The sequence below is a fragment of the Caulobacter sp. UNC279MFTsu5.1 genome (assembly GCF_900114015.1).
Lineage (GTDB): Bacteria > Pseudomonadota > Alphaproteobacteria > Caulobacterales > Caulobacteraceae > Caulobacter.
In genome coordinates, this window is record NZ_FORN01000033.1 from 1 (window position 1) to 24,112 (window position 24,112).

Below are 24,112 nucleotides of genomic sequence, written 5' to 3' on the forward strand. Positions count from 1 at the left end.
CGACGAAGTCAGGCGCTTCGCGTGGAGCCGTTATCCGCAAGGCCGGGGCGCGCGGGCCTTTTCCGCCCTTCACCCCACCCGGTGGTTCCCGCTGGATCTGTGCACCGCTTGATTTCAGAGGCGGGAGTGAGCCGACCAGGACCGGAGCGAACCCCACGACGGGCGGGATCTTCCAGCGAAGACCCCGATGGGCGAGCTTACGTCCCTCGCCCTCTGATTAAGCTCGCCGACCGCAAACTCACGCGCCGCCGACAAGCCCCGCTCGTCCACCCCTGAAGACCGCATCGGTCGCTGGCCTCGCGCCCTCCCCGTGCCTTCAGGTGAGGTCAGTATGGGGGTGGTTTGAAGGGGTGGGGACAGATTGGGGTCGAGAAAGTTCAAGCGCCTGAAATTGCTGAACTCTGCTCGCTATCCGCCGGGGACAGACGCCCCACCGGGGACGCGCACTCACGGCAAGGCCTCGGAAAATCGATCCCGGACCATCGGGGGAGTGCGCGTCCCCACCGTCGTCCACGGCGCCGAACGATCATTCCGGGAGCCCAGATTCCAGGCGCAGCGGCCGACTTGGGGGACACGCACTCACCCGCAGCGCCCTGCAAGCCGGCCGACGCGCAGGCGTGAGCGCGCGTCCTCTTCTTAGAACACGCCCTCGCCGGCCGCCGCGCCCAGGGCGCTGGTCCGGCGGTGGGCCAGGGCCTCGGCCACGTGCACGCGGCGGACGCCGGCCGCGCCTTCCAGGTCGGCGATGGTGCGAGCTAGGCGCAGGACGCGGGTCCAGCCCCGGGCGCTGATCTGGCCGGCCTCGGCGGCGCGGGCCAGCAGGCCGCGCCCGGCTTCGTCGAGATCGGCGATCCTTTCCAGGTAGCGCCCCTCGGCCCGGCCGTTCAGCGCCTCGGCGCCGGCCGGCGCATTGTCGATCGCCTCGGCCCGCTCCAGCTGCAGCCGCCGGGCCCGAGCGACCCGGGCGGCGACCTCGGCCGTGCCTTCGGACGGCGGCGGCAGGGCCAGGTCGGCGGCGGTGACGGCGGGCATGTCGACCGCCAGGTCGATGCGGTCCATCAGCGGCCCGCTGACCCGGCCCTGGTAGTCGCGAAGGCAGCGCGGGGCCTTGCCGCACGCCCCGCGCCCAGTCCCGCCATGGCCGCAGCGGCAAGGGTTCATCGCCGCCACCAGCTGCACCCGGGCCGGATAGCGCACATGGGCGTTGGCCCGCGCCACCATCACCTCGCCGGTTTCCAGCGGCCCGCGCAGGCTATCGAGGGCCTGGACCCCGAATTCGGGCAGTTCGTCCAGGAACAGCACGCCGTTGTGGGCCAGCGACACCTCGCCGGGCTTGGCCTTCAGCCCGCCGCCGGTCAGGGCGGCCATCGAGGCGCTGTGGTGCGGGGCGCGATAGGGCCGGGCCCGGGTCAGGGTTCCCTTGGCGATCAGCCCCGCCACCGAATGGACCATCGAGGTCTCCAGCAGTTCATGCGAGCTGAGGGGCGGCAGCAGCCCCGGCAGGCGCTGGGCCAGCATCGACTTGCCCGAGCCCGGCGGGCCGCAGAACAGCAGGTTGTGCGAACCGGCCGCGGCGATCTCCAGCGCCCGCTTGGCGTGCTCCTGGCCCTTGACGTCGCGCAAGTCCTTGACCGCCTCGCCCTCGACCACCGGGCCGGGCGATGGGGCCGACAGGATCTGGCCGCCGCGGAAGTGGTTGATCAGCGCCACCAGCGAGCGCGGGGCCAGGATCCGCGTGCCGCCCGCCCAGGCGGCTTCCGGCCCGCAGGCCTCGGGACAGATCAGGCCCAGGTCCATCGCCCCCGCCGCCATGGCGGCCGGCAGGGCCCCGGCGCAGGCCGCGATCCGTCCGTCCAAGGACAGTTCGCCCATCGCCGCCCAGCCGTCGAGCGCGTCGATCGGGATCACGCCCATGGCCGCCATCACCGCCAGGGCGATCGGCAGGTCGTAGTGCGAGCCCTCCTTGGGCATGTCGGCCGGGGCCAGGTTGGCGACGATGCGCTTGGGCGGCAGGGCCAGGCCCAGGCCGGCGAATGCTCCGCGCACCCGCTCCTTGCTCTCGGCCACCGCCTTGTCGCCCAGGCCGACGACGACCATCACCTGGGCGCCGCCCGTCAGTTGCACCTCGACGTCGACTCGGCGCGCCTCGACGCCTTCGAACGCCACCGTGACGACCTTTGCCGCCATTGGTTTTCCGCTCCCTTGCCCACGGTTTTATCCACAAGCCAAGCATGGCCGTTGGAGCGGAGCAAGAACGAAAAACGAACGTTTCAGGAAAGTGTGACGATTCAGATATCTAGCCGACGCTCCTCACCCTCAGGTGGAGCTGAGCTCGGCGATCCGATCCCAGAGGATCGCGGCGGCGTCGGCGCCGCCGAACCGCTTGAGCTGCTGGGCCCCGGTCGGCGAGGTGACGTTGATCTCGGTCAGGTACTCTCCGATCACGTCGATGCCGACGAACAGCAGGCCGCGCTTCTTCAGTTCCGGGCCGATGATCGCGCAGAGCTCCAGGTCGCGCGTCGTCAGCTCGACGGCCTCGGCCCGGCCGCCGACGCGGAGGTTCGAGCGCACCTGGCCGGCGGCCGGCACGCGGTTGACCGCGCCCACCGGTTCGCCGTGCACCAGCAGGATGCGCTTGTCGCCCTTGCTCACGGCCGGGACGAATTTCTGGGCGATCACCTGCTCGCGGCCGATCATGGCGTGCAGCTCCAGCAGGGCGTCCAGGTTGGGGTCGTCGGCCAGCAGCCGCGCCACGCCCGAACCGCCGCCGCCGTAGAGCGGCTTGAGCACGATGTCGCCGTGCCGGGCGCGGAAGTCGTAGATCGCCTCGTGGTCGCTGGTGATCAGGGTCGGCGGCTGGACGCCCGGGAAGTCGGTGACGAACAGCTTCTCCGGCGCGTTACGCACTTCCGCCGGATTGTTGACCACCAGCGTGTGGGGGTGGACCTTCTCCAGGAAGTGCGTGGCGGTGATATAGGCCATGTCGAACGGCGGATCCTGGCGCATCAGCACCACGTCGACGTCGTCCTTCATGTCGAGCAGCACCGCCTCGCCCAGCTCGGCGTGGGCGCCTTGGGTCTTGGTCAGCTTCAGCGGCTGGGCGCGGGCGAACACCCTGCCGTCCTCCATCGACAGCTTGTCGGGGGTGTAGAACCACAGCCGATGGCCGCGCTGCTGGGCCTCCCACATCATCAGGAAGGTGGTGTCGGTTTCGATATTGATCCCCAGCACGGGGTCCATCTGGACGGCGACTCTCAGCGACATGGGGGCTCCGGACTGGCTTGGGCGCGACTGCCTAGTTAAGGCGGCCCGGCCGCGAATGCGAGGGTCGACCACGATCCAGGACACGCAGGTCAGGCGGTTTCAGCGCGCCGGCGGGTCTTCAGGGCCAGCAGGATCGCCGAGAGCAGGAAGTAGAACGCCCCGAACGCCGCATAGGGCGCGACGACGGCGAGGACCGGCGCGACGGCGGGCGCGGCGGCGCGGCTGACGAAGAACCCGCCCGCCAAGGCTGACTGGGCGCCGCTCAGCACCATCGCCCACTGGGCGCCGTAGGTCCGCCACCGGCGCAGGCCGACAGCCAGTTGCAGCAGTCCCGAGAGGACCGCCCAGACGCCGAACAGCACCAGCACCAGGCGCGGGTCGAGGCGCAGGGCGGCCAGCACGCCCAGGGCGACCGCGGCGCTGACGACGGCGTTGAGGGCCTGGGGGACGTTGGCGCGGAAGCCGCCGTTGGCGCTGGCGTCCCGCGCGTTGGCGAAGGCGTCCCAGGCCGGATAGAGCACCAGCAACAGGCCCGCGACGACGGCGCTGGACGTTCCGAGCGTGAAGGCGGCGGCCACCCAGGCGGCGGCCACGACGGCGCGCAGAAGATAGTAGCGCACGAGCGCGCCGGCGCCGGCGCGCGAGGTGGTGATGTCCTTGGTCATGGGAGGCTCCATTGAAGGGGGTGCGCCGCAACAGATCGCGGCCCTTATGATGTCGCGACATTTTATGTCGTGACATACAATTTGATCTATCCGGCGAACCGGACCCCTGTCGAGTCATTATTTGTCACGACAGGTATTTTTAGCTAAGGCGGATGCGTTCCCAGGAGCCTCCCGTGCCGAAGACCGCCCGCTCGCTCACGCTCGACGACCAGCTGTGCTTCTCGCTGTACGGAGCCAGCCTGGCGATCAACCGCGCCTACAAGCCGCTGCTCGACGCGCTGGAGATCACCTATCCCCAGTACCTGGTGCTGAGCGCGCTGTGGGAAGTCGACGGCCAGAGCGTCGGCGCGATCGCCGAACGGCTGGGCCTGGATTCGAGCAACGTCACGCCGCTGGTCAAGCGCATGGAGGCCGCGGGCCTGCTGTCGCGCGAGCGCAATCCGGCCGACGAGCGCCAGGTGGTCGTCAGCCTGACCGACCACGGCCGCGACATGCAGGCCCGCAGCGCGTGCCTCGGCCAGACGCTGTTCCAGTCGGCGGGGATGAGCGTCGAGAGGCTGATCCAGCTGAACAAGGACGTGCAGGCCTTCCGGGATTCGGTCGCGCGGTTCGTGACGGAACGGCCGGAGCAGTGACCGGGACATGCCCCTGCGGCGCGCCCAGCCGTCGCTAGTTCAGCCTCAGCCGCATCCGCTCGCGCGCCGCCCGCGCCGCGATGGCCGCGCCGCCGTCCAGGACCTGGGCGCGCGACAGGGCCTGCAGGGCGCCGGCCAGCGCCCCCTGGCCCTCGCGGGCGGCGGCGACGTCCAGCCAGGGGTGGTGGTCGGTGGGGTCGAGCAGGGCGCGGCGCAGGGCCGAGCGCTCGGCCCGGGCCCAGTCGCGGGCCTGCTGGGCGCGGGCGAAGATGTTGTTCTGCAGGCGGATCAGCACGGCCCGGTCCGAAATCGGGCTCATCAGCACGTCCAGCTTGGCGGCGACGTCGGGCATCAGGCCGGTGCGCAAGGCCCGGCGCGACAGCTCGGACGGCAGCACCACCCGGCCCTCGCTGAACGGGTCCAGGGCCAGCGGCCCCTCCTCGGTCTCGATGCGCAGCAGGAAGTGGCCCGGGAAGTCGACGCCGTGCAGGTCCAGGCCGCAGGCCCGGCCAGCGTGCAGGTAGAACACCCCCAGGGTGACGGGCAGGCCCTTGCGCCGTTCGGCCACGGCGACCACGTCGGCGTTGTCGGGATGGTCGTAGGTGATCAGGTCGCCCGACAGCCGCAGGTCGCCGGCCATGGTCTCGGCCAGGGCCTCTTCCGGCGACTCGCCCTTCAGCCGCTCGGTCAGCCGGTCGATCGAGGCCTTGGCCATGTCGAGCACGGGGGCCAGGTCGCGGTCGGGGTCGTCGTGCACGGCGCAGGCCAGGGCGGCCTCGAACAGCGGGAAGGCCTTGTCCGAACGCTCGCCGGCCTCGGTCAGCAGGGTTTCGGCCTCTTCCCGCGTCATTGATCGCCGTTCCAGCCCTTGGGCCAGCTATTAGGCCAAGCATCGGGAACATGACGCGGACGACGGCCGGGGGCCAGGGCGATCAGGTCCAGGCGGACGACCGCGCCGCGCAGGCCGGCGCGGTGCGCGGCGACGTGCGCGCCGGCGCGACGCAGACGGGCCCGCTGCTCGTAGGTCACCGCTTCCAGCGCCGCCTCCAGACTGGTCCTGCTCTTGACCTCCACAACGGCCAGCACGCCGCCGCGTTGCGCCAGCAGGTCGATCTCGCCCAGCGGGGTGGCCAGGCGGAAGCCGAGGATGCGATAGCCCTTGGCCATCAGCCACAGGGCCGCGATCACCTCGGCCCGACGCCCCGACAGCCGCGCGGCCGTTCCCCGGGCCTGCCTTTGAGCCCGCCGCTGGGCCTGGCGTTCGGGGCGGGCGGGGCGGACGACGCTCATCCGGCCTCCTTCATCGCCAGGGCCTGGCGGTAGAGGTCCTTGCGCGACAGCCCCAGGGCCTTGGCCACCTCCGAGGCGGCCTCGCCCAGCGGCAGGCGGGCCATGGCCTCGCGCAGGGCGGCCTCGGCGTCGTCGGCGCTGGCGACCTCGTCCTCGCCCGGCCCGACCAGGATGACGATCTCGCCCTTGGGCGTCTCGAACCGGGGATCGGCGGCCAGGACGTCCAACGAGCCGCGGACGCAGGTCTCATAGAGCTTGGTCAGCTCGCGGGCCACCGCGCCGGGCCGCGGACCGAACACGGCGGCCATGTCGGCCAGGCTGTCGGCCACCCGCGAGGCGCCTTCGTAGAAGATCAGGGTGGCGCGGACATGGGCCAGCTCCTCGAAGAACGCCTTGCGGGCGGCGGTCTTGGTCGGCGGGAAGCCGGCGAACAGGAAGCGGTCGGTTGGCAGGCCGGCCAGGGTCAGGGCGGCCAGGGCCGCCGAGGCGCCGGGGATCGGGAACACCGGCAGGCCGGCCGCGATCGCCGCCTGGGCCAGGCGCAGGCCGGGATCGGAGACCATCGGCGTGCCGGCGTCCGAGACCAGGGCGATCCGCTCGCCGGCCGCCAGCCGCTCCAGGAGACGCGGCGTCTCGCGGTCGGCGACGTGCTCGTCATAGCGCTGCAGCCGCTTGGAGATGGCGTAGGCGGCCAGCAGCTTGCCCGACACGCGGGTGTCCTCGGCCAGCAGGACGTCGCAGCCGTTCAGCACGTCCAGGGCCCGCAGGGTGATGTCGCGCAGGTTCCCGATCGGCGTGGCCACCAGGTACAGCCCGGGCGCCAGCGGCGCGTCGGACAGGGCGGGCGGGGCAGGCTGACGGCTCAAGGGCGGACTTTCCGACGCGGACTGAGCGCCCACGAAGCGGCGCGCATACAAGGGTTATCAGGTCGCGAGCGTTCCTGTCAGCCGGTCCAGCACCAGACGTCCGGATCGGGTGGCGCGCAAGCGCAGCGGATCATCGGCCAGGAGGCCGGACTCCACCAGAGATTTCACCTTCGGCGTGTCCGGCGACAGCTCCAGGGCGGCGATCTCGGCGAAACTCACGCCGTCGTCGATCCGCAGGCCCAGCAGCAGGCGCTCCTCGGCGGCCTCCAGGGCGGTGAGGATTTCGCGCTCGAAGCCGACGCCGGTTTCGGCGACCGCGCGGACATAGTCGGCGATCCCGCGCCGGGCCGTGGTGGCCAGCTTGCCGTCGGGCAGGGTCAGGCGGCCGTGGGCGCCCGGCCCGACGCCGACATAGTCGCGGCCGCGCCAGTAGACCAGGTTGTGGCGCGAGCGGGCCGCCTCGCCCCGGGCGTGGTTGGAAACCTCGTAGGCGTCGAAGCCGGCGGCCTCCAGCACGGCCTGGGTGGTCTCGAACAGGGCGGCGGCCAGGTCCTCGTCGGGCACGACCAGCTTGCCCCGTCCCACCGCGCGGTCGAAGGCGGTGCCGGGCTCGATGGTCAGCTGGTAGGGCGAGACGTGCTCGGGGCCCAGGGCCAGCAGCTCGCCCAGCTCGCGCGTCCAGGCCTCGACCGTCTGGCCGGGGCGGGCGTAGATCAGGTCGGCCGACAGGCGCGGAAAGGCCCGGGCCGCCACGGCGATCGCCCGCCGGGCCGAGCCGGCGTCGTGGTTGCGGCCCAGCAGGGCCAGGGCCGCGTCGTCCAGCGCCTGGACCCCCAGCGACAGCCGCGCCACGCCCGCCGCCGCCAGGGCCTCGAAGCGGTCGGCCTCGGCGTCGGTCGGATTGGCCTCGAGGCTGATCTCCAGGTCGTCGGCCGGGGTCCACAGCGCCCTGGCGGCCTCGATCACCCGGGCCACCTGGGCGGGGTCCATCAGCGAGGGCGTGCCGCCGCCGAAGAAGATCGACAGCAGGCGGCGCGGGCCGGTCAGGGCCCGCTGGGCCGTCAGATCGGCGACGATCGCGTCGGCCAGCGCCGCCTGCTCGTCGGTCCGCCCCCGGTCGCGCACGACGTTGAAGTCGCAATAGGGGCAGATGCGCGAGCAGTAGGGCCAGTGGACGTAGACGCCGAGCGGGGGGACGCCGAGGGGGGAAGCGCTAGTCACCTTCGCACCCCAAAAGGTTGTCATCCCGGAAAGCGCGCAGCGCTTGTCCGGGACCCAGGTGAACCGCACCGCATATGCCCAGTCCCCTGGATCCCGGACAGCCTCTGCGAGGCTTCCGGGATGACAACGAGAGGGTCCTATTCAAACAGCGCCGCCTTCAGTTTCTCGAACGCCACGGCCCGGTGGCTCATGGCGTCCTTGGCGGCGGGCTCCATCTCGCCGAAGGTCTGGTCGAAGCCCGTCGGGATGAAGATCGGGTCATAGCCGAAGCCGCGGTCGCCGCGCGGCGGGAAGGTCAGGGTCCCGTGGACCTCGCCCTGCACGACCACCGCCGGCCCGCCGTTCGGCCAGGCCACGGCCAGGGCGCAGGTGAACCAGGCGGCGCGGTCCTCCGAGCCCGTCTCCTCGATCCGCTCGGCGACCTTGTCCATGGCCAGGGCGAAGTCCTTGTTCGGCCCGGCCCAGCGGGCCGAATAGATCCCCGGCGCGCCGTCCAGCGCCGCGACCGACAGGCCCGAATCGTCGGCCAGGGCGATCTGGCCCGACAGGTCGGCGGCGTGGCGGGCCTTGAGCAGGGCGTTGCCGACGAAGGTCGTCTCGGTCTCGTCCGGCTCGGGCAGGCCCAGGGTCCCGGCCGCCAGCACCTCGAACCGGCCGTCCAGCAGGGCGGCCAGCTCCTTGGCCTTGCCGGGGTTGTGCGTGGCCGCGACGAGCCTAAGTCCAGCTTCCAGCTTCAGCGTCATCGCGCGGCTCCTTTCCGGGACAAGATCATGCAGCTTCTCTACTCCCCCATGTCGCCCTTCGCCCGCAAGGTTCGCGTGGTCGCTTTCGAACTGGGCCTGGCCGACCGACTGGCGTTGACGCTCGCCAGTCCCTACACCGACGAGAGCGTGCGGGCGATCAACCCGCTGTCGAAGGTCCCCGTGCTGGTCCTCGAGGACGGCCAGCCGATCTTCGACTCCCCGGTGATCTGCGAGTATCTGGAACATCTGGCCGGCAAGACCCTGACCCCCGCCGCCGGTCCGGACCGCTGGGCCGCCCTGACCGCCCAGGCCATGGCCGACGGCATGGGCGACGCGGCCCTGGCCATCGTCCGCGAACGCCTGCGCGACGGGCCGCATCGCCAGGACCTGTTCGACCGCCAGGCCGCCGCGCTGGTCGCCGCCCTCGACCTGCTGGAGCGCCGGACGCCGCCGTCCGACCGTTTCGAGATCGGCGAGATCGCGGTCGCCGCCCAGCTGGACTACCTGGACGCTCGCCGGGTGATGGACTGGCGCGAAGGTCGCCCGAACCTCGCCGCCTGGCACGAAATCGCCAGCCGCCGCGCCGCGATGGTGGCCACGGCGCCACACCTCGCATAATCCGTTCGGTGAGCGCGATCATTGCTAAAGTTTAATATCGTTTATCGATAAGCAACATTGGCGACGGCGGAATCGCTCCCTATCTTCGGGCCCTGGGAGACACGCCATGCTGGCGCGGTCCCGCACCCGACCCGAAGGCCCGCCATGTCCGCCGCCAGACTGTTCCGCATCGTCGACGCCGTCGCCACCCGCATGGCCACGCTGACGTTGATCGCCGGTCTGCCGCTCGCCGCCGTGACCTTCGCGATCAAGACGTTCTGACCCGGGGTCCAGCTCGCCTTTGACCGGTCCCGATCCGCCGGGGCATGGTCGGCGTTTCTGCGTGAGGGGAAGAGCGGATGCGCGCCTTGGGGCCTGGCTCGGTATCGAGTTTCCTGAAGATTATTCTCGACGTGATCTATGTGGGCCTGTGGGTCTGGGTCAGCCTGCTGGCGATCTTCACGGTCGCCGTGCTGCTGCTCAGCTTCAACCCCGAACTGATCACCTCGAAACTGCACATCGGCAGCTCGATCGACGAGCTGATCAGCAAGGGACCGCTGTTCGCCGGGGCCCTGGGCGCCTGGGCGCTGCTGTCCGGCGGCTGGATGGTGATCGTCGAGCGCCTGCGGCGGGTGTTCTCCACCCTGACCGCCGGCGATCCGTTCCATCCCGACAACGTCCGCCGCCTGCGGGTGGTGGGGCTGGTCCTGGCGGCCCTGGAGATCGGCCACTACATCTTCGCCGCCCTGGCCAAGTGGCTGGCGCCGGACACCAAGGTCGTCGACGGCTCATTCAGCCTGAGCGCCTGGTTCCCGGTCCTGGTGGTGTTCGTTCTGGCCGAGGTCTTCCGCGAGGGCGCGCGCCTTCGCCGGGAGGCCGAACTGACAATCTGACGACGCGGAGACGAGAGAACCCCATGGCCATCCGCGTGCAACTGGACCGCATCCTGCTGGAAAGGCGGATGTCGCTGACCGAACTGTCGGACCGGGTCGGCGTGACCATCGCCAACCTGTCGATCCTCAAGACCGGCAAGGCCCGCGCCGTGCGCTTCACCACCCTGGACGCCCTGTGCCGCGAACTGGAGTGCCAGCCGGGGGATTTGATGACCTACGAGCCGGGCCCGGGCGAGGCGCACGAGGAGGATTAGAACCCTTCTCCCCCTGCGGGAGAAGGTGTCGGCGAAGCTGGCGAATGAGGGGTTTCTCAAACGAAAATCGCCGCGACCGACCCTGAGGCTGATCGCGGCGGTTCTGTCTTTCGACCCCCGACCTCCTTCGGAGGCCACCCTCTCCCGCAAAGGAAGAGGGGATGGGGCTTACTTCCCCGAAACCGCTTGCCGCTGCTTCACGAACAGCTCGCCGATGCCCTTTTCCGCCAGGGCGAACAGGGCGTCGAACTCGCCGCGGGTGAAGCCGCGCTTCTCGCCGGTGGCCTGGACCTCGACGATGTCGCCGGCGTCGGTCAGCACGAAGTTGCTGTCGGCCTCGGCCTGGCTGTCTTCCTCGTAGTCGAGGTCCAGCACCGGGGTGTCCTTGAACACGCCGCACGAGACCGCCGCCACCTGGCCCAGGATCGGGTCGGTCTTCAGCACGCCCTCCTCGATCAGGTAGTTGACCGCGATGCGCAGGGCGACCCAGGCGCCGGTGATGGCGGCGGTGCGGGTGCCGCCGTCGGCCTGGATGACGTCGCAGTCCAGGCTGATCTGGCGCTCGCCCAGGGCCTTCATGTCGACGACGGCGCGCAGGGAGCGGCCGATCAGGCGCTGGATCTCCTGGGTGCGGCCGCTCTGCTTGCCCTGCGCGGCTTCACGGCGACCGCGCGTATGCGTAGCCCGGGGAAGCATGCCGTACTCGGCCGTGACCCAGCCGGCGCCCTTGTTGCGCATCCAGCCCGGGACGCTCTCCTCGACCGTGGCGGTGACCAGCACCTTGGTGTGGCCGAAGCTGACCAGGCACGAGCCCTCGGCATAGCGGTTGACGCCGGTCTCCAGCGTGACTTCGCGCGTCTGGTCTGGGGCGCGTTCGGACGGACGCATGGGAAACTCCGGGGCTTTGCGTGATAGGATGGGGCCGCTTATCCTAGTTAAGACGGTCGTCCAATCCCGTCGAAACCCGAGGAAGCAATCCGAGAGCCCTTGGCGGGCGCGTTCGAAGGCGACATGACACAGCTGTTTTCGGGGTTTTCCGCTCAGACTCCCAGCCTTACGGACCTGGACGCCCGCGCCCGCGACATCTTCCGGCGGGTGGTCGAATCCTATCTCGAAACCGGCGAACCCGTCGGATCGCGGACCATTTCGCGCGGCGGGGTGGCCCTGTCGCCGGCCTCGATCCGCAACACCATGCAGGACCTGGCCCAGCTGGGCCTGCTGGACGCCCCCCACACCAGCGCCGGCCGCATCCCCACCCATGCGGGCCTGCGGATGTTCGTCGACGGCCTGCTGGAGGTGGGCGACATCGGCGAAGACGAGCGGCGGATCATCGAATCGCGCCTGTTCGCCCACGGTCGCTCGTTCGAGGAGGCGATGGGCGAGGCCAGCGCCATCCTGTCGGGCCTGGCCGGCGGGGCCGGGGTGGTGGTCGCGCCGGTCCGCGAAGGCGGGGTCAAGCACGTGGAGTTCGTGGCCCTGGGCGCCGACCAGGCCCTGGCGATCATGGTGTTCGACGACGGCACGGTCGAGAACCGGCTGATGCGGCGCGCGGCCGGCGTCACGCCCGCCTCGCTGCAGGAGGCCTCCAACTTCCTCAACGCCCGCCTGCGCGGCCGCACCCTGAACGAGGCCAAGGTCGAGATGGCCGCCGAACTGGACGCGGCCCGACGTGAACTGGACGCCACCGCGGCGCGTTTGGTCGAGGACGGCTTGGCCGCCTGGAGCGGCGGCGACGACGCCGATCGCGCCCTGATCGTCCGGGGCCGTGCGAACCTGCTGGCCGACGCCAGCGCCCGCGAGGACCTGGAGCGCGTGCGGCGGCTGTTCGACGACCTGGAGCAGAAGGGCCAGCTGATCGGCCTGCTGGACGACGTGCGGGCCGCCGAGGGCGTGCGCATTTTCATCGGGGCCGAAACGCGACTCTTTTCGCTTTCGGGTTCCTCCCTGATCGCGGCGCCCTATATGACGGGCCGACAGAAGGTGCTGGGGGCGATCGGCGTGATCGGCCCCACCCGGTTAAACTATGCCCGGGTGATCCCGCTGGTGGACTACACCGCCCGCGTGCTCGGCCGGATGATGGACGGATAGAGGACGAGATGACCGACGAACAACCGCCGGCCGAAGACGTGGCCTTCGAGGCCGCCAAGGGTTCTTGGGAAGACGCGTCGCAGGAAATCGAGGCGCTGAAGCTGGAAGTGGCCGCCCTGAAGGACCAGGCCCTGCGCTACGCGGCCGACGCGGAGAACACCAAGCGCCGGGCCGAGCGCGAGATGAACGACGCCCGCGCCTACGCGATCCAGAAATTCGCCCGCGACCTGCTGGGCGTGGCCGACAACCTGTCGCGCGCCACGGCCCACAGCCCCCGCGAGTCGCAGGACGCGGCGGTCAGCAACTTCATCATCGGCGTCGAGATGACCGAGAAGGAGCTGCTGGGCGCCTTCGAGCGCAATGGCCTGAAGAAGATCGACCCCGGCAAGGGCGAGAAGTTCGACCCCCACCTGCACCAGGCGGTGATGGAGCAGCCTTCGGACGAGGTCGCCGCCGGCGGCGTCATCCAGGTGCTGCAGGCCGGCTACGAGCTGATGGGCCGCCTGGTCCGCCCGGCCATGGTCGCCGTGGCCGCCAAGGGCTCGAAGGGCCCGGACGCCCCGGCCGAGCCGACGGCGGGCGCGGCCAACCCGTACGCCAGCACCGAGGCCGACACGGGCGGGGCGTTCGATACGAAGGCGTAAACCCAGCCTCGGCTGCCATTGGGTTGTCATCCCGGAAGCCTCGCAGAGGCTGTCCGGGATCCAGGGGACTGGACTGCAGCGGTGCGGTTCGCCTGGATCCCGGACAAGCGCCGGGCGCTTTCCGGGATGACAACCTTTGTTGCGTGGAGAGAGTCTTCAGTCCTCCCGCGCGATCCGATCCGCCAGCCCCTTGGCCCCCGCCACCGCATCCGCCCAGGTCACGTCGAATCCGGCCTCGTCGCCGAGGTAGGGATCGGCCACCGACTTGCCCTGGCGCCCCTCGACCACGTCCAGCAGCAACAGCAGCTCGGCCGTGCCGTCGGACGGCCGGATCCGCTTAAGGTCCGCCAGGTTGTCGCGATCCAGCGCCACCACGTGGGTGAAGCGCCGGAAGTCCTCGGGCGTCACCCGCCGCCCGCGGTAGCCGGAAATGTCGATCCCCTGCCGCAGGGCCACGGCCTGGGCTCGGCGGTCGGGCGGATGGCCCACGTGCCAGGTCCCGGTGCCGGCCGAATCGATCTCGACGTCCAGCCCGCGCCGCTCGGCCTCCTGGCGGAAGGCGGCCTCGGCCAGGGGCGAGCGACAGATGTTGCCCAGGCAGACGAACAGGACGGCGGCGCGCTTCACGGACGACCTTTCGGAACGGAACGGGCCGCTTGCGCGCGGCCCCGGCAGGCCCAACATGTAGCCTCGCCCCCTCCCCTGACGAAAGGCCGTCTTCCCATGACCACCGAAACCGCGATCCTCGCCGGCGGCTGCTTCTGGGGCGTCCAGGACCTGCTGCGCCGCTATCCCGGCGTGCTGAAGACCCGCGTCGGCTATTCCGGCGGCGACGTGCCCAACGCCACCTATCGCAACCACGGGACCCACGCCGAGGCGATCGAGATCATCTTCGATCCCGCCGTGATCAGCTATCGCCGGATCCTGGAGTTCTTCTTCCAGATCCACGACCCGACCACCCTGAACCGCCAGGGCAACGACATCGGCGCGAGCTATCGCTCGGCGATCTTCTACACCAGCGACGCCCAGAAACAGGTCGCCGAGGAGACCATCGAGGACGTCGACGCCTCCGGCCTGTGGCCCGGCAAGGTGGTGACCGAGATCGCCCCCGCCGGCCCGTTCTGGGAGGCCGAACCGGAGCACCAGGACTATCTGGAGCGAATCCCCAACGGCTACACCTGCCACTTCATCCGACCAGGCTGGACGCTGCCGACCAAGGCCGAGCGCGCGGCGGCCGTCTAGGTCCTGATCGGTCCCGCATCGCGGGGTGCGCATTTCGCCGCACCCCGTCGCGCGCCCCCTCTTCCCCAGCGGCGCGATTACGCTAATGTCGCAAGTCCATTCATTGCGGGGCCGCGGGGGATTCTCTCTGTCGGCAGCGGCCCTGGGACCTGGACCGAGATATGAAGCTTACCATCGAGCGGGCGGCGCTGCTGAAGGCGCTGGGTCACGTGCAGAGCGTCGTGGAACGCCGCAACACCATCCCGATCCTGTCGAACATCCTGCTGTCGGCCGATCGTGACACCCTGTCGTTCTCGGCCACCGACCTGGACATGGAGATCATCGACGAGGGCCTGGCCCAGATCGACCAGCCCGGCCAGATCACCGCCCCGGCCCACACCCTGTATGAAATCGTCCGCAAGCTGCCCGACGGCTCGGACGTCTCGCTCAGCTTCAGCGGCGACGACCCGCGCCTGGTGATTCAGGCCGGCCGTTCGCGCTTCAACCTGCCGGTCCTGCCGGCCGGCGACTTCCCGGTGATGAGCAGCGACGGCCTGTCGGGCCGCATCTCGGTCGATACCAACGAGCTGATCCGGCTGATCGACAAGACCCGCTTCGCGATCTCGACCGAAGAGACCCGCTACTATCTGAACGGCCTCTATCTCCACACCGTCAACGACGGCGGCGTGACCAAGCTGCGCGCCGTGGCCACCGACGGCCACCGCCTGGCCCTGGCCGAGATGGACGCCCCGGAAGGCTCGGTCGGCCTGCCGGGCGTCATCGTGCCGCGCAAGACTATCCAGGAAGCCCGCCGCCTGATGGAATCGGCCGGCGAGCAGGTCGACCTGCAGATCAGCGCCCAGAAGATCCGCTTCGAGTTCGGCCGCGCGGCCCTGACCTCCAAGGTCATCGACGGCGCCTTCCCGGACTATCTGCGCGTCATCCCGCGCGACAACGCCAAGATCCTGACCCTGGACAACGACCTGTTCGCCAAGGCCGTCGACCGGGTGGCCACCATCTCGGCCGAGAAGAGCCGCTCGGTGAAGCTGGCCGTCGAACCGGGCCGCATCACCCTGACGGTGCGCAACATGGAAGCCGGCCAGGCCGTCGAGGAGGTCGAGGTCGACTATGACGGCGAGGCCTTCGAAATCGGCTTCAACGCCCGCTACCTGCTGGACGTCTGCGGCCAGATCGGCGGCCCGATCGCCGAGTTCCGCTTCGCCGACCCGGCCAGCCCGACCCTCGTGGTCGACCCGACCGATCCGGGCGTCAAATACGTGCTGATGCCGCTGCGGGTGTAGGGGCCGTACAGGCTCCGATCGTTCAGGAAACGGGCGCCGCGGGCGCCCGTTTTGCCGTGCGGTCTCGTCACTCGCCCCCTAGGGGTCGCTCCGCGACCGTCTTCCCCCAAAGAAGGAAGAGCGCTCCGCCCCCTAGGGGGCGGACAGACCGCGAAGCGGTCAGGTGGGGGCAAGTTGCTGGCGGGTAAAAAACCGGCCTCTAGCCGACACCCAAAACCCGCACCACCAGCCACAGCCCGCCGCAGATCACCGCCCACCCGGTCGCGATGCCGAGTTCGGGATTGGTCTGCCACCATTGGCGCGAAGCGCCCAGAGCCTTGAGTTTCATGTTCCCTCCCCGGAACGTGTTACCGCTATTCAGGGCAATGACTCGGGATCGCGCAAGCAACTTCCAGTATCGGGAGACGACCTGGGCGTGAAACCGGACCCAAAGTTCGAAGGCCACGCCCTTGCCCGCCTCGCCGCCCGTGCTAGCCTCCGTTGCATAAGAAAACGGGAAGAGGCGCGCATGGCCAGGGTCAGCTACATGACGGTGGGGTCCAACAGGTTGGAGACGGCCAAGGCGTTCTACGACGCCTTGCTCGGCTCGATCGGCATGAGCGGCGTCTACGAGCACCCCTCGGGCGGCCGGCTCTATCGCGGCAAGGGCACAGGACTGTTCGGGGTTCTGGGCCCGTATGACGGCGAACCGGCCTGCGTTGGCAACGGCACGATGGGCGGCTTCGACTTCGAGAGCCGCGAGGCGGTCGACGCCTTCCACGCCAAGGCGATCGAGCTGGGCGGAACCTGCGAGGGCCCGCCCGGCGAGCGGATGCCCGGGGCCTATTTCGCCTATTTCCGCGACCTGGATGGCAACAAGCTGTGCGGCTACAAATTCGGCTGAGGCCGAACCGGTCGAAAGCCAAGATTCGGCCGTCATTCTCACCCGCGCGCGCCACGATCCAGGCGCGAACTGCCCGCAGTCTTGCAGGGAGTCCGCCATGCGCGTGGCCAGTGAACGTATCGTCGCGATCCTCTTCAGCGGCGCGGCCTGGGCCATGGCCCTGGTGGCCGGGCCGCACCTGGCCCACGCCCTGCGCCACCCCGCCCGCCTGGTGGCCCACGCCGCGACGGGCCGACGCCGCGAACTGGGCTGACCGGCGGATTTAGACCTGCGGCCCGAATAGGCTAGAAGGCGCAGGTGAGCCGCGCCGCCCTTCTTTCGCTGACCCTGACCGACTTCCGCTCGTACGAGCGCGCGCAGCTGCGTCCCGACGGGGCCAGCGTCTACCTGTTCGGGGCCAATGGGGCGGGCAAGACCAACCTGCTGGAGGCCATCAGCCTGCTGTCGCCGGGCAAGGGCCTGCGCGGCGCCGGCCTGACCGAGGTCGGCCGGCGCTTGCCCGGCGAGGCCACGGGCCGCGCCTGGGCCGTCGCCGCCGAGGCGGAAAGCGGCGAAGACGAGCCGGTGCGCCTGGGCACGGGGGTCGAGCTGGCCGGCGCGGCCCGCCGCGTTGTCCGCATTGAGGGCGAGACCGTGCCGCCCGGCCGGCTGGCCGACCATGTCCGGCCGATCTGGCTGACCCCGGCCCAGGACCGGCTGTTCCTCGAGGCGGCCGGCGAGCGCCGCAAGTTCTTCGACCGCCTGGTGTTCGCCGGCGAGCCCGACCACGCCCGCCACGCCAACGCCTACGACAAGGCCCAGCGCGAGCGCATGCGCCTGCTGACCGACGCCGTTGAGAGCGGCCAGCAGGCCGACGCCATCTGGCTGACCGCCCTGGAGGCCCGGCTGGGCCAGGCCGGGGCCCTGATGGCCGCGGCCCGGGCCCGCACCCTGCTGGCCCTGCAGGCCGAGATCGACGGTCGCGGCGACCGCCCCTTCCCCCGCGCCCGCCTGGCCCTGGCCGGCGAGTGGGAGAAGATGGCGCTGGACGGGGTCGAGACGCCCGAAATCGAGGCTAGGCTGGCCGCCGCCCTGGCCGCCGCCCGCCTCCGCGACGGGGCCGCCGGACGGGCCCTGACCGGCCCGCACCGGGGCGATCTGGCCATCCACCACGTCGACAAGGACCGTCCCGCCGCGGAATGTTCGACGGGCGAGCAGAAAGCGCTGATTCTGAACCTGGTTTTGGCCCAGGCGGCGCGACTTTCGCGTGCGAACGACGCGCCGAATCCTATATTGTTGCTCGACGAAGTCGCCGCGCATCTCGACCTGAAAAGGCGGGCCGCCCTGGCCGACGAAATCACGGCGCTCGGCCTGCAGGCTTTTCTGACAGGCACCGACGAGTCGCTGTTCGACCATCTGAAAGGTCGGGCTCTCGGCGTTCGCGTCAGCGAACTCGGCCTGACCGCATTGGAAGACGTATGACCGAAGAGACCAAGGGCCAGCCCGAAGACCACCTCACCACCGCCGACGGTTCGGAAATGTCGGCCCCCGAGGTGATGACCGGCGAGTACAGCGCCGACTCCATCAAGGTGCTCAAGGGCCTGGACGCGGTGCGCAAGCGCCCCGGCATGTACATCGGCGACACCGACGACGGCTCGGGCCTGCACCACATGGTCTACGAGGTGGTCGACAACGCCATCGACGAGGCCCTGGCCGGTCATGCCACCAAGGTGGAGGTGATCCTCAACGCCGACGGCTCGGTGACGGTCACCGACGACGGCCGCGGCATCCCGGTCGACATCCACGAGGGCGAGGGCGTCAGCGCGGCCGAGGTCATCATGACCCAGCTGCACGCCGGCGGTAAGTTCGACCAGAACAGCTACAAGGTCTCGGGCGGCCTGCACGGCGTGGGCGTCTCGGTGGTCAACGCGCTCAGCGACTGGCTGGAGCTGAAGATCCACCGCAACGGCCGCAGCCACCAGATGCGCTTCGAGCGCGGCGACGCGGTGACCTCGTTGAAGGAAACCGGCGACTCGCCCGTCCGCGCCGACGGTCCCAAGGCCGGCGAGGTGCTGACCGGCACCGAGGTGACCTTCTTCCCGTCCAAGGACACCTTCGCCTTCATCGAGTTCGACCGGAAGACCCTGGAGCACCGCCTGCGCGAGCTGGCCTTCCTGAACTCGGGCGTCACCATCTGGTTCAAGGACGACCGCGACGCCGAGCCGTGGGTCGAGAAACTGCACTACGAGGGCGGCATCGAGGCCTTCGTGCGCCACCTCGACAAGGCCAAGACCCCGCTGCTGAAGACCCCGATCGTCATCCGCGGCCGCAAGGACAAGGTCGAGGTCGACCTGGCCGTCTGGTGGAACGACAGCTACCACGAGCACATGCTGTGCTTCACCAACAACATCCCGCAGCGGGATGGCGGCACGCACCTGTCGGCGTTCCGCGGCGCGCTGACGCGGATCATCACCAACTACGCCGAGAGCTCGGGCATCACCAAGAAGGAAAAGGTCAATGTCGGGGGCGAGGACGCCCGCGAAGGCCTGACCTGCGTGCTGTCGGTCAAGGTGCCCGATCCCAAGTTCAGCTCTCAGACCAAGGACAAGCTGGTCTCGTCCGAAGTGCGCCCGGCCGTCGAGAGTCTGGTGCAGGAGGGCCTGGCCACCTGGTTCGAGGAGCATCCGAACGAGGCCAAGGCCATCGTCAGCAAGATCGCCGAAGCCGCCGCCGCCCGTGAAGCGGCCCGCAAGGCCCGCGAACTGACCCGCCGCAAGAGCGCGCTCGACATCACCTCGCTGCCCGGCAAGCTGGCCGACTGCTCCGAGCGCGACCCGGCCAAGTCCGAGATCTTCATCGTCGAGGGCGACTCGGCCGGCGGCTCGGCCAAGCAGGCCCGCAACCGCGACAACCAGGCGGTGCTGCCACTGCGCGGCAAGATCCTCAACGTCGAGCGGGCGCGGTTCGACAAGATGCTGTCGTCCGACCAGATCGGCACCCTGATCACCGCCCTCGGGGCCGGCATCGGCCGCGACGACTTCAACCCCGACAAGGTGCGCTACCACAAGATCGTGCTGATGACCGACGCCGACGTCGACGGCGCCCACATCCGCACCCTGTTGCTGACCTTCTTCTATCGCCAGATGCCGGAGCTGATCGAGCGCGGCTACATCTACATCGCCCAGCCGCCGCTCTATAAGGCCGCCAAGGGCAAGTCGTCGCGCTACCTGAAGGACGACAGCGAGATGGACGCCTTCCTGGTCGACGAGGGCGTCGACGGCGCCGAGCTGGACCTGCCGTCGGGCGAGCGCCGCACCGGAGCGGACCTGCTGGCCCTGGTCCAGCTGTGTCGCCAGGCCAAGGGCAATATCGACCGCCTGTCGCAGCGCGCCCCGGCCTTCGCCATCGAGCAGGCGGCCCTGGCCGGCCTGTTCGGCGACACGCCCGACATCGCCGCCGCCGCCAGGCGCCTCGATCTGTATGCGGAAGAAGGCGACGGCCCATGGTCGGGCGAGCGCGGCGACACCGCCTATGTGTTCAAGCGCATCCGCCGCGGCGTCACCGAGAGCGTGGTGCTGGACGACGGCCTGCTGCACGCCGCCGACGCCCGCCGCCTGGCCGAACGGGCCGGCGCCCTGGCCGAGGTGTTCTCGGGCTCGGCGATCTTCCGTCGCAAGGACAAGTCGACCACCGTGCGCGGCCCGCTCGACCTGGTGGGCGCGGTCCTGGACGCCGGCCGCAAGGGCCTGTCGATCCAGCGCTACAAGGGCCTGGGCGAGATGAACCCCGACCAGCTGTGGGAAACCACCCTGGACGTCGAGGCCCGCACCCTGCTGCAGGTCCGCGTCAACCACGCCGACGACGCCGACGACATGTTCAGCCGCCTGATGGGCGACCTGGTCGAACCGCGGCGCGAGTTCATCCAGGAGAACGCGCTGGACGCCGAGGTGGACGTCTAGGGCGTCGCGATCCAGATGGTCCGCGTCACGATAGACGAGAATTGATGCACGATAGATGAGACTGCGCGTCACGCATTTGAGAACTGGACCGCAGGCTGGGTCCGCGGCGCTTTGAGCGCAGCCACATGGTCTGTAACTGGCGGTGCGCTGAGTTTCAGGAAACCGACAACACCCTTTTTAATAACCGCATCTCTCGCGACCGGGCCCGCGAGCTTCTCTATCTGTTGTTCGCAGAAAATCCCTATCCACGGCCGGGCGTCTCGGTTTTCGCCGGCTTTGACGCCGCCGGTCACCGCCATCTCGCGCGATCCATTCAGCAAACGGTACATCCCGCGATGAGGGGGTTACACAAGGGACTGGGCGATCAGGTAGGCGCGGATGCCGTACCCGGCCATGAAGGCCAGGGCCGTCTCGAAGAAATCCAACCGTCCAAGCGCTGGAAACTCGTCGAGCATCATCAGCAGCTGATGCTTGCGGCTCTTGGCCGGATCTCCCTCCAGGCGCTCGGTCAGGCGGCGGCCGATTTGGTTGAGCACAAGCCGCACCAGAGGCTTGGTGCGGGAGATGTCGGACGGGGGATGACCAGGTAAAGGGTGACGGGCGACAGGGCGTCGACGAGGTCGGCGATGCGCCAGTCGCAGGCGCTGGTGGTCAGGGCCACGGTCGGGTCGCGGTAGAGCCCCAGGAACGACATGGCGGTGGAGAGCACGCCGCCGCGTTCGTTCTCCGACTTGTTCAGAACCTCCCGGGCCGCGCTCGCCACCACGGGGTGAACCCTGGGCGCGTCGGGCGTGCCCAGATGGTTGGTGGCCATCATCCGCCGCAGCGTGTGGGCGAACGAGCGCTGGGGACCGGAGAGGAAGGTGGCGACCACCCGCGCCAGGGTCTTTTCCTCCTCGGCGTAGAGGACGTGGAGGATCGCGCCGACCAGCAGGCTGTGGCTGGTTTTTTCCCAGTGCGATCGGCGCGCCGCCCACCCCGCTTTCTGGGGGAAGGCAAGCAAAAGAGCCATCGCGCGAAGCGCGATGACCGCTTGGACCTGATCGATGATCTGCTGGCGCCAGGCATTGGCGCGCCTTGGTCGATGAGGTTCGATCGGAGCGTTCCTTGAGCGGGAGACCGCGCGGCCGGCGCTCGCAAGAGCGTCCAGGGTTCGTCGCGGGATCCCGGGCGCGAAGCCGAAGGTCAGAGCTTTCGTACCGAAAGGTCCTGGACTTACCAGGCCAAGTCCGCTTTTCCGACAGGGGCTACATCGCCAGCGCCGTTCAATTGGCGGCTTAACAAATTAGCCGACCGCACCACCTCCCAGGTGAAAATCTGATCGCTGTTGATCCATGGGTAAATTTTATTTTAAATATGCAACTCCCTTGCTAGGGCGGCGTCGACTTGATTGCGTCAGGTTGGCGTCTTGGGGAGCGCACGGACATGGGAAGTTCACGAGCTTGCGCGCCGCCTGACGCAGCCGGATAGCCGTCCTTGGGGCGCTACAGCCAGGACGGCCGGCGCGCCGTCCCCGTTCAAACAGTGTGATGGAAATGATCATGGCCCAGGGACTGGATCGTCGGATGATGCTGGGCGGGAGCATGGCGCTTTCGTTGACGGGAACCGGTTTGGCGCGCGCGAGCGTACGGGCCCATGCACCGAAGCCCTGGGGCGCATTGCCGAGCGCGCGGCAACTGGCTTGGCACCGCCGTGAAATGTACGCCTTCATCCACTTCACCGTGAACACGTTCACGGACAAGGAATGGGGTTATGGCGACGAGGATCCGAAGATCTTCGATCCCACCGATTTCGACGCCGATCAGATCGTGGCGGCCTGCAAGGCCGGCAATCTTCACGGCCTGGTGCTTACCGCCAAGCATCATGACGGCTTCTGTCTTTGGCCGACGCCGCTCACCGAGCATTGCATTCGCAACAGCCCCTACAAGAACGGCAAGGGCGACATCGTGCGTGAGTTCGCGGACGCTTGCGCCCGCGGCGGGATCGCCTTCGGCGTCTATCTGTCGCCCTGGGATCGCAATCATCCCGAATATGGCCGGCCCGCTTATATCGACTATTTTCGCGCGCAACTCACCGACCTGTGCACCAACTACGGGTCGCTCTACGAAGTCTGGTTCGACGGCGCCAATGGCGGCGACGGCTATTACGGCGGCGCGCGCGAGACGCGCACCATCGATGCGCCGAAATATTACGACTGGAAGTCCGTCGTGGCGCTGGTCCATTCGCTCCAGCCCATGGCCTGCACGATGGAGCCGTTCGAGTCCGACATACGCTGGGTCGGAAACGAAGGCGGCGTCGCTGGCGACCCCTGCTGGCCGACCATGCCCAAGGCCCCGTGGAACCATCCGAACGGACATTCGGGCGTGCGTGGCGCGGAACTGTGGTGGCCGGCCGAGACCAACACCTCGATCCGGCCCGGCTGGTTCTATCATGCAAGCGAGGACAGCCAGGTCAAAGACCCGCAGCGGTTGACGAAGCTGTTCGACGAGTCCGTCGCCCGAGGCACCAATCTCATCCTCAACCTGACGCCCGATCGGCGGGGACGCGTCCCCGAGGTGGACGTGGCCTCACTCACCGCTTTCGGAGACGCGCTTCGCGCGAGCTTCGCGCGCGATCTGGCGAAGGGTGCGGTCGCCACGGCCTCGGCCAATCGCGGCCCAGGCTTCACGCCCGACAAGGTGCTCGACGGCAATCGCGAGACCTATTGGAGCACGCCCGACACGGACCTCACCCCGTCGTTGATCCTGGATCTGCGGCCCGGCACGCGGTTCGACCTTATCCGGCTGCGTGAGAATCTGGCGCTCGGCGTGCGCGTCACCCGTTTCGCGCTCGACGCCGATCTCGGCTCCGGATGGCAGGAAATCGCCAATAAGGAGGCGATCGGCGCCCAGCGGATCATCCGCCTGGCGCAGCCGATCGCGCCGCGGCGGTTGCGGCTGCGTATCGTCGAGGCGCCGGCCTGCCCGGCGATCACCGAAATTTCCCTGTTCCGCAGCGTTTCGCCCAAACCCTTGTCACTGGCGCGGTCGGGCGGCGCGGCGGTGCTGGATCGCAGCCGTTTGAAGGTGGTTTCGGCGAGCGCGCCCGGAGCGGAAATTCTGTTCGACGGCAGCGAGAAAACGCCGTGGATCGCCGGGGCGCCGGCAAGCCTCGTGATGGACCTGGGCGGAACCGAGAAGGTCGACGGCTTCGTGCTGACGCCGCTCGGCGACCTGGCGCATCCATCCGGACCGCCCGCGGCCTATGTGCTCGAGCAAAGCATCGACGGGTCCGCTTGGCGGCCCGTCCAGAGCGGGGAGTTTTCCAATATCGCCAATTCTCGGCAGGCGCAGAATGTGCCGCTCCCGGCTGCGGTGAGCACGCGCTTCCTACGCTTCTCCTTCCCGCGCATCGCCACTGGCGCCTCTCGGCTTGCCTTCACCGAGCTCGCGATCCTGCAGGCCCGATGAAGACCCCGGGCGGCGCACGAAATCACGGTTCGAGCGCCGCCGCCATGCCAGGCCCGCAGGGGTTCGGCCGCATCGCCGCTCGCACTTCATGGGGCGACCCTCGACGACGTAAAAAGATGCGGCTCGGTATCTCCGGATACTGAAGAGAAGGTCGCCAACT

25 protein-coding genes and 1 pseudogene are annotated in these 24,112 nt (G+C 69.3%); 13 read left to right on the top strand and 13 right to left on the bottom strand.

The window, feature by feature from the left end; all coding sequences use genetic code 11:
• Window positions 1-636 precede the first annotated feature (636 nt).
• The 3 genes from BM066_RS17280 to BM066_RS17290 all read right to left on the bottom strand — a co-directional run bounded on the left by BM066_RS17280 (window position 637) and on the right by BM066_RS17290 (window position 3,929).
• On the bottom strand, window positions 637-2,187 hold the full coding sequence (locus BM066_RS17280; protein WP_089929695.1) for a YifB family Mg chelatase-like AAA ATPase: 1,551 nt from the start codon (window positions 2,185-2,187) through the stop codon (window positions 637-639).
• 129 nt (window positions 2,188-2,316) lie between these two features.
• Window positions 2,317-3,264, bottom strand: a complete 948-nt coding sequence (gene gshB / locus BM066_RS17285; RefSeq protein WP_089929696.1) for a glutathione synthase — start codon at window positions 3,262-3,264, stop codon at window positions 2,317-2,319.
• 89 nt (window positions 3,265-3,353) lie between these two features.
• The gene (locus tag BM066_RS17290) at window positions 3,354-3,929 is read right to left on the bottom strand and encodes a hypothetical protein (protein ID WP_089929697.1); all 576 of its coding nucleotides are present in this window, start codon (window positions 3,927-3,929) and stop codon (window positions 3,354-3,356) included.
• Between the two features lie 173 nt (window positions 3,930-4,102).
• Here BM066_RS17290 and BM066_RS17295 point away from each other — a divergent pair, with 173 nt between their 5' ends.
• The gene (locus BM066_RS17295) at window positions 4,103-4,564 is read left to right on the top strand and encodes a MarR family winged helix-turn-helix transcriptional regulator (RefSeq protein ID WP_255367632.1); all 462 of its coding nucleotides are present in this window, start codon (window positions 4,103-4,105) and stop codon (window positions 4,562-4,564) included.
• Window positions 4,565-4,598: 34 nt separating this feature from the next.
• On the opposite strand, the gene BM066_RS17300 is transcribed toward BM066_RS17295, so the two are convergent.
• The 5 genes from BM066_RS17300 to rdgB all read right to left on the bottom strand — a co-directional run bounded on the left by BM066_RS17300 (window position 4,599) and on the right by rdgB (window position 8,684).
• Window positions 4,599-5,414 carry a SirB1 family protein gene (locus BM066_RS17300; RefSeq protein ID WP_089929699.1) on the bottom strand — a complete coding sequence of 272 codons (816 nt, stop codon included), beginning with the start codon at window positions 5,412-5,414 and terminating at the stop codon, window positions 4,599-4,601.
• A complete protein-coding gene (locus BM066_RS17305) occupies window positions 5,411-5,854 on the bottom strand; it encodes a YraN family protein (RefSeq protein ID WP_089929700.1) in 444 nt (147 codons plus the stop codon). Before BM066_RS17305 ends, BM066_RS17300 begins: the two co-directional genes overlap by 4 nt.
• A complete protein-coding gene (rsmI, locus tag BM066_RS17310) occupies window positions 5,851-6,720 on the bottom strand; it encodes a 16S rRNA (cytidine(1402)-2'-O)-methyltransferase (protein WP_089929701.1) in 870 nt (289 codons plus the stop codon). The genes BM066_RS17305 and rsmI overlap by 4 nt, the downstream gene beginning before the upstream one ends.
• Before the next feature lie 57 nt (window positions 6,721-6,777).
• Window positions 6,778-7,941: a radical SAM family heme chaperone HemW gene (gene hemW / locus BM066_RS17315; protein WP_255367633.1), complete on the bottom strand. Its 1,164-nt coding sequence runs from the start codon at window positions 7,939-7,941 to the stop codon at window positions 6,778-6,780.
• 137 nt (window positions 7,942-8,078) lie between these two features.
• Window positions 8,079-8,684, bottom strand: coding sequence for an RdgB/HAM1 family non-canonical purine NTP pyrophosphatase (rdgB, locus tag BM066_RS17320; protein ID WP_089929703.1), 606 nt, complete (start codon window positions 8,682-8,684; stop codon window positions 8,079-8,081).
• A 27-nt stretch (window positions 8,685-8,711) separates the two neighbouring features.
• Between rdgB and BM066_RS17325 the strand changes: the two genes are divergently transcribed.
• The 3 genes from BM066_RS17325 to BM066_RS17335 all read left to right on the top strand — a co-directional run bounded on the left by BM066_RS17325 (window position 8,712) and on the right by BM066_RS17335 (window position 10,428).
• A complete protein-coding gene (locus BM066_RS17325; protein WP_089929704.1) occupies window positions 8,712-9,302 on the top strand; it encodes a glutathione S-transferase N-terminal domain-containing protein in 591 nt (196 codons plus the stop codon).
• 338 nt (window positions 9,303-9,640) lie between these two features.
• Window positions 9,641-10,174, top strand: coding sequence for a DUF2975 domain-containing protein (locus BM066_RS17330; protein ID WP_089929705.1), 534 nt, complete (start codon window positions 9,641-9,643; stop codon window positions 10,172-10,174).
• Window positions 10,175-10,197: 23 nt separating this feature from the next.
• The gene (locus BM066_RS17335; RefSeq protein ID WP_018061092.1) at window positions 10,198-10,428 is read left to right on the top strand and encodes a helix-turn-helix domain-containing protein; all 231 of its coding nucleotides are present in this window, start codon (window positions 10,198-10,200) and stop codon (window positions 10,426-10,428) included.
• Window positions 10,429-10,596: 168 nt separating this feature from the next.
• Here the strand turns inward: BM066_RS17335 and rph are convergent, their stop codons facing one another.
• Window positions 10,597-11,316: a ribonuclease PH gene (gene rph / locus BM066_RS17340; protein WP_089929706.1), complete on the bottom strand. Its 720-nt coding sequence runs from the start codon at window positions 11,314-11,316 to the stop codon at window positions 10,597-10,599.
• A gap of 123 nt (window positions 11,317-11,439) precedes the next feature.
• On the opposite strand from rph, the gene hrcA reads away from it, so the two are divergent.
• Together hrcA and grpE are read left to right on the top strand one after the other, a co-directional pair.
• Entirely contained in the window at window positions 11,440-12,516 is a 1,077-nt protein-coding gene (gene hrcA / locus BM066_RS17345; RefSeq protein WP_089929716.1) for a heat-inducible transcriptional repressor HrcA, read from the top strand.
• 8 nt (window positions 12,517-12,524) lie between these two features.
• Window positions 12,525-13,160, top strand: a complete 636-nt coding sequence (gene grpE / locus BM066_RS17350; RefSeq protein WP_089929707.1) for a nucleotide exchange factor GrpE — start codon at window positions 12,525-12,527, stop codon at window positions 13,158-13,160.
• Window positions 13,161-13,316: 156 nt separating this feature from the next.
• Here grpE and BM066_RS17355 read toward each other — a convergent pair whose 3' ends face one another.
• Window positions 13,317-13,787, bottom strand: coding sequence for a low molecular weight protein-tyrosine-phosphatase (locus tag BM066_RS17355; RefSeq protein ID WP_255367634.1), 471 nt, complete (start codon window positions 13,785-13,787; stop codon window positions 13,317-13,319).
• A 96-nt stretch (window positions 13,788-13,883) separates the two neighbouring features.
• Between BM066_RS17355 and msrA the strand changes: the two genes are divergently transcribed.
• Together msrA and dnaN are read left to right on the top strand one after the other, a co-directional pair.
• Window positions 13,884-14,402 (top strand): peptide-methionine (S)-S-oxide reductase MsrA, encoded by a 519-nt coding sequence (gene msrA / locus BM066_RS17360; RefSeq protein WP_089929709.1) that lies wholly within the window; start codon window positions 13,884-13,886, stop codon window positions 14,400-14,402.
• A 161-nt stretch (window positions 14,403-14,563) separates the two neighbouring features.
• Window positions 14,564-15,682, top strand: coding sequence for a DNA polymerase III subunit beta (gene dnaN, locus BM066_RS17365; protein WP_018061044.1), 1,119 nt, complete (start codon window positions 14,564-14,566; stop codon window positions 15,680-15,682).
• A gap of 199 nt (window positions 15,683-15,881) precedes the next feature.
• On the opposite strand, the gene BM066_RS27075 is transcribed toward dnaN, so the two are convergent.
• Complete coding sequence (locus tag BM066_RS27075; protein WP_255367635.1) at window positions 15,882-16,010, bottom strand: hypothetical protein; 129 nt, start codon at window positions 16,008-16,010, stop codon at window positions 15,882-15,884.
• 180 nt (window positions 16,011-16,190) lie between these two features.
• On the opposite strand from BM066_RS27075, the gene BM066_RS17370 reads away from it, so the two are divergent.
• The 4 genes from BM066_RS17370 to gyrB all read left to right on the top strand — a co-directional run bounded on the left by BM066_RS17370 (window position 16,191) and on the right by gyrB (window position 20,503).
• A complete protein-coding gene (locus BM066_RS17370) occupies window positions 16,191-16,565 on the top strand; it encodes a VOC family protein (protein WP_089929710.1) in 375 nt (124 codons plus the stop codon).
• Between the two features lie 97 nt (window positions 16,566-16,662).
• The gene (locus tag BM066_RS26530) at window positions 16,663-16,818 is read left to right on the top strand and encodes a hypothetical protein (RefSeq protein WP_018060985.1); all 156 of its coding nucleotides are present in this window, start codon (window positions 16,663-16,665) and stop codon (window positions 16,816-16,818) included.
• A gap of 44 nt (window positions 16,819-16,862) precedes the next feature.
• Window positions 16,863-18,026, top strand: coding sequence for a DNA replication/repair protein RecF (gene recF, locus BM066_RS17375; RefSeq protein ID WP_089929711.1), 1,164 nt, complete (start codon window positions 16,863-16,865; stop codon window positions 18,024-18,026).
• Window positions 18,027-18,082: 56 nt separating this feature from the next.
• Entirely contained in the window at window positions 18,083-20,503 is a 2,421-nt protein-coding gene (gyrB, locus tag BM066_RS17380; protein WP_089929717.1) for a DNA topoisomerase (ATP-hydrolyzing) subunit B, read from the top strand.
• Window positions 20,504-20,571: 68 nt separating this feature from the next.
• Here the strand turns inward: gyrB and BM066_RS26050 are convergent, their stop codons facing one another.
• The gene (locus BM066_RS26050) at window positions 20,572-20,802 is read right to left on the bottom strand and encodes a hypothetical protein (protein WP_143093755.1); all 231 of its coding nucleotides are present in this window, start codon (window positions 20,800-20,802) and stop codon (window positions 20,572-20,574) included.
• 51 nt (window positions 20,803-20,853) lie between these two features.
• Window positions 20,854-21,467, bottom strand: a pseudogene (locus BM066_RS17385) (type IV secretory system conjugative DNA transfer family protein); the annotation flags it as partial.
• A gap of 577 nt (window positions 21,468-22,044) precedes the next feature.
• On the opposite strand from BM066_RS17385, the gene BM066_RS17390 reads away from it, so the two are divergent.
• Window positions 22,045-23,952, top strand: a complete 1,908-nt coding sequence (locus BM066_RS17390; RefSeq protein WP_177218490.1) for an alpha-L-fucosidase — start codon at window positions 22,045-22,047, stop codon at window positions 23,950-23,952.
• Window positions 23,953-24,112 lie beyond the last annotated feature (160 nt).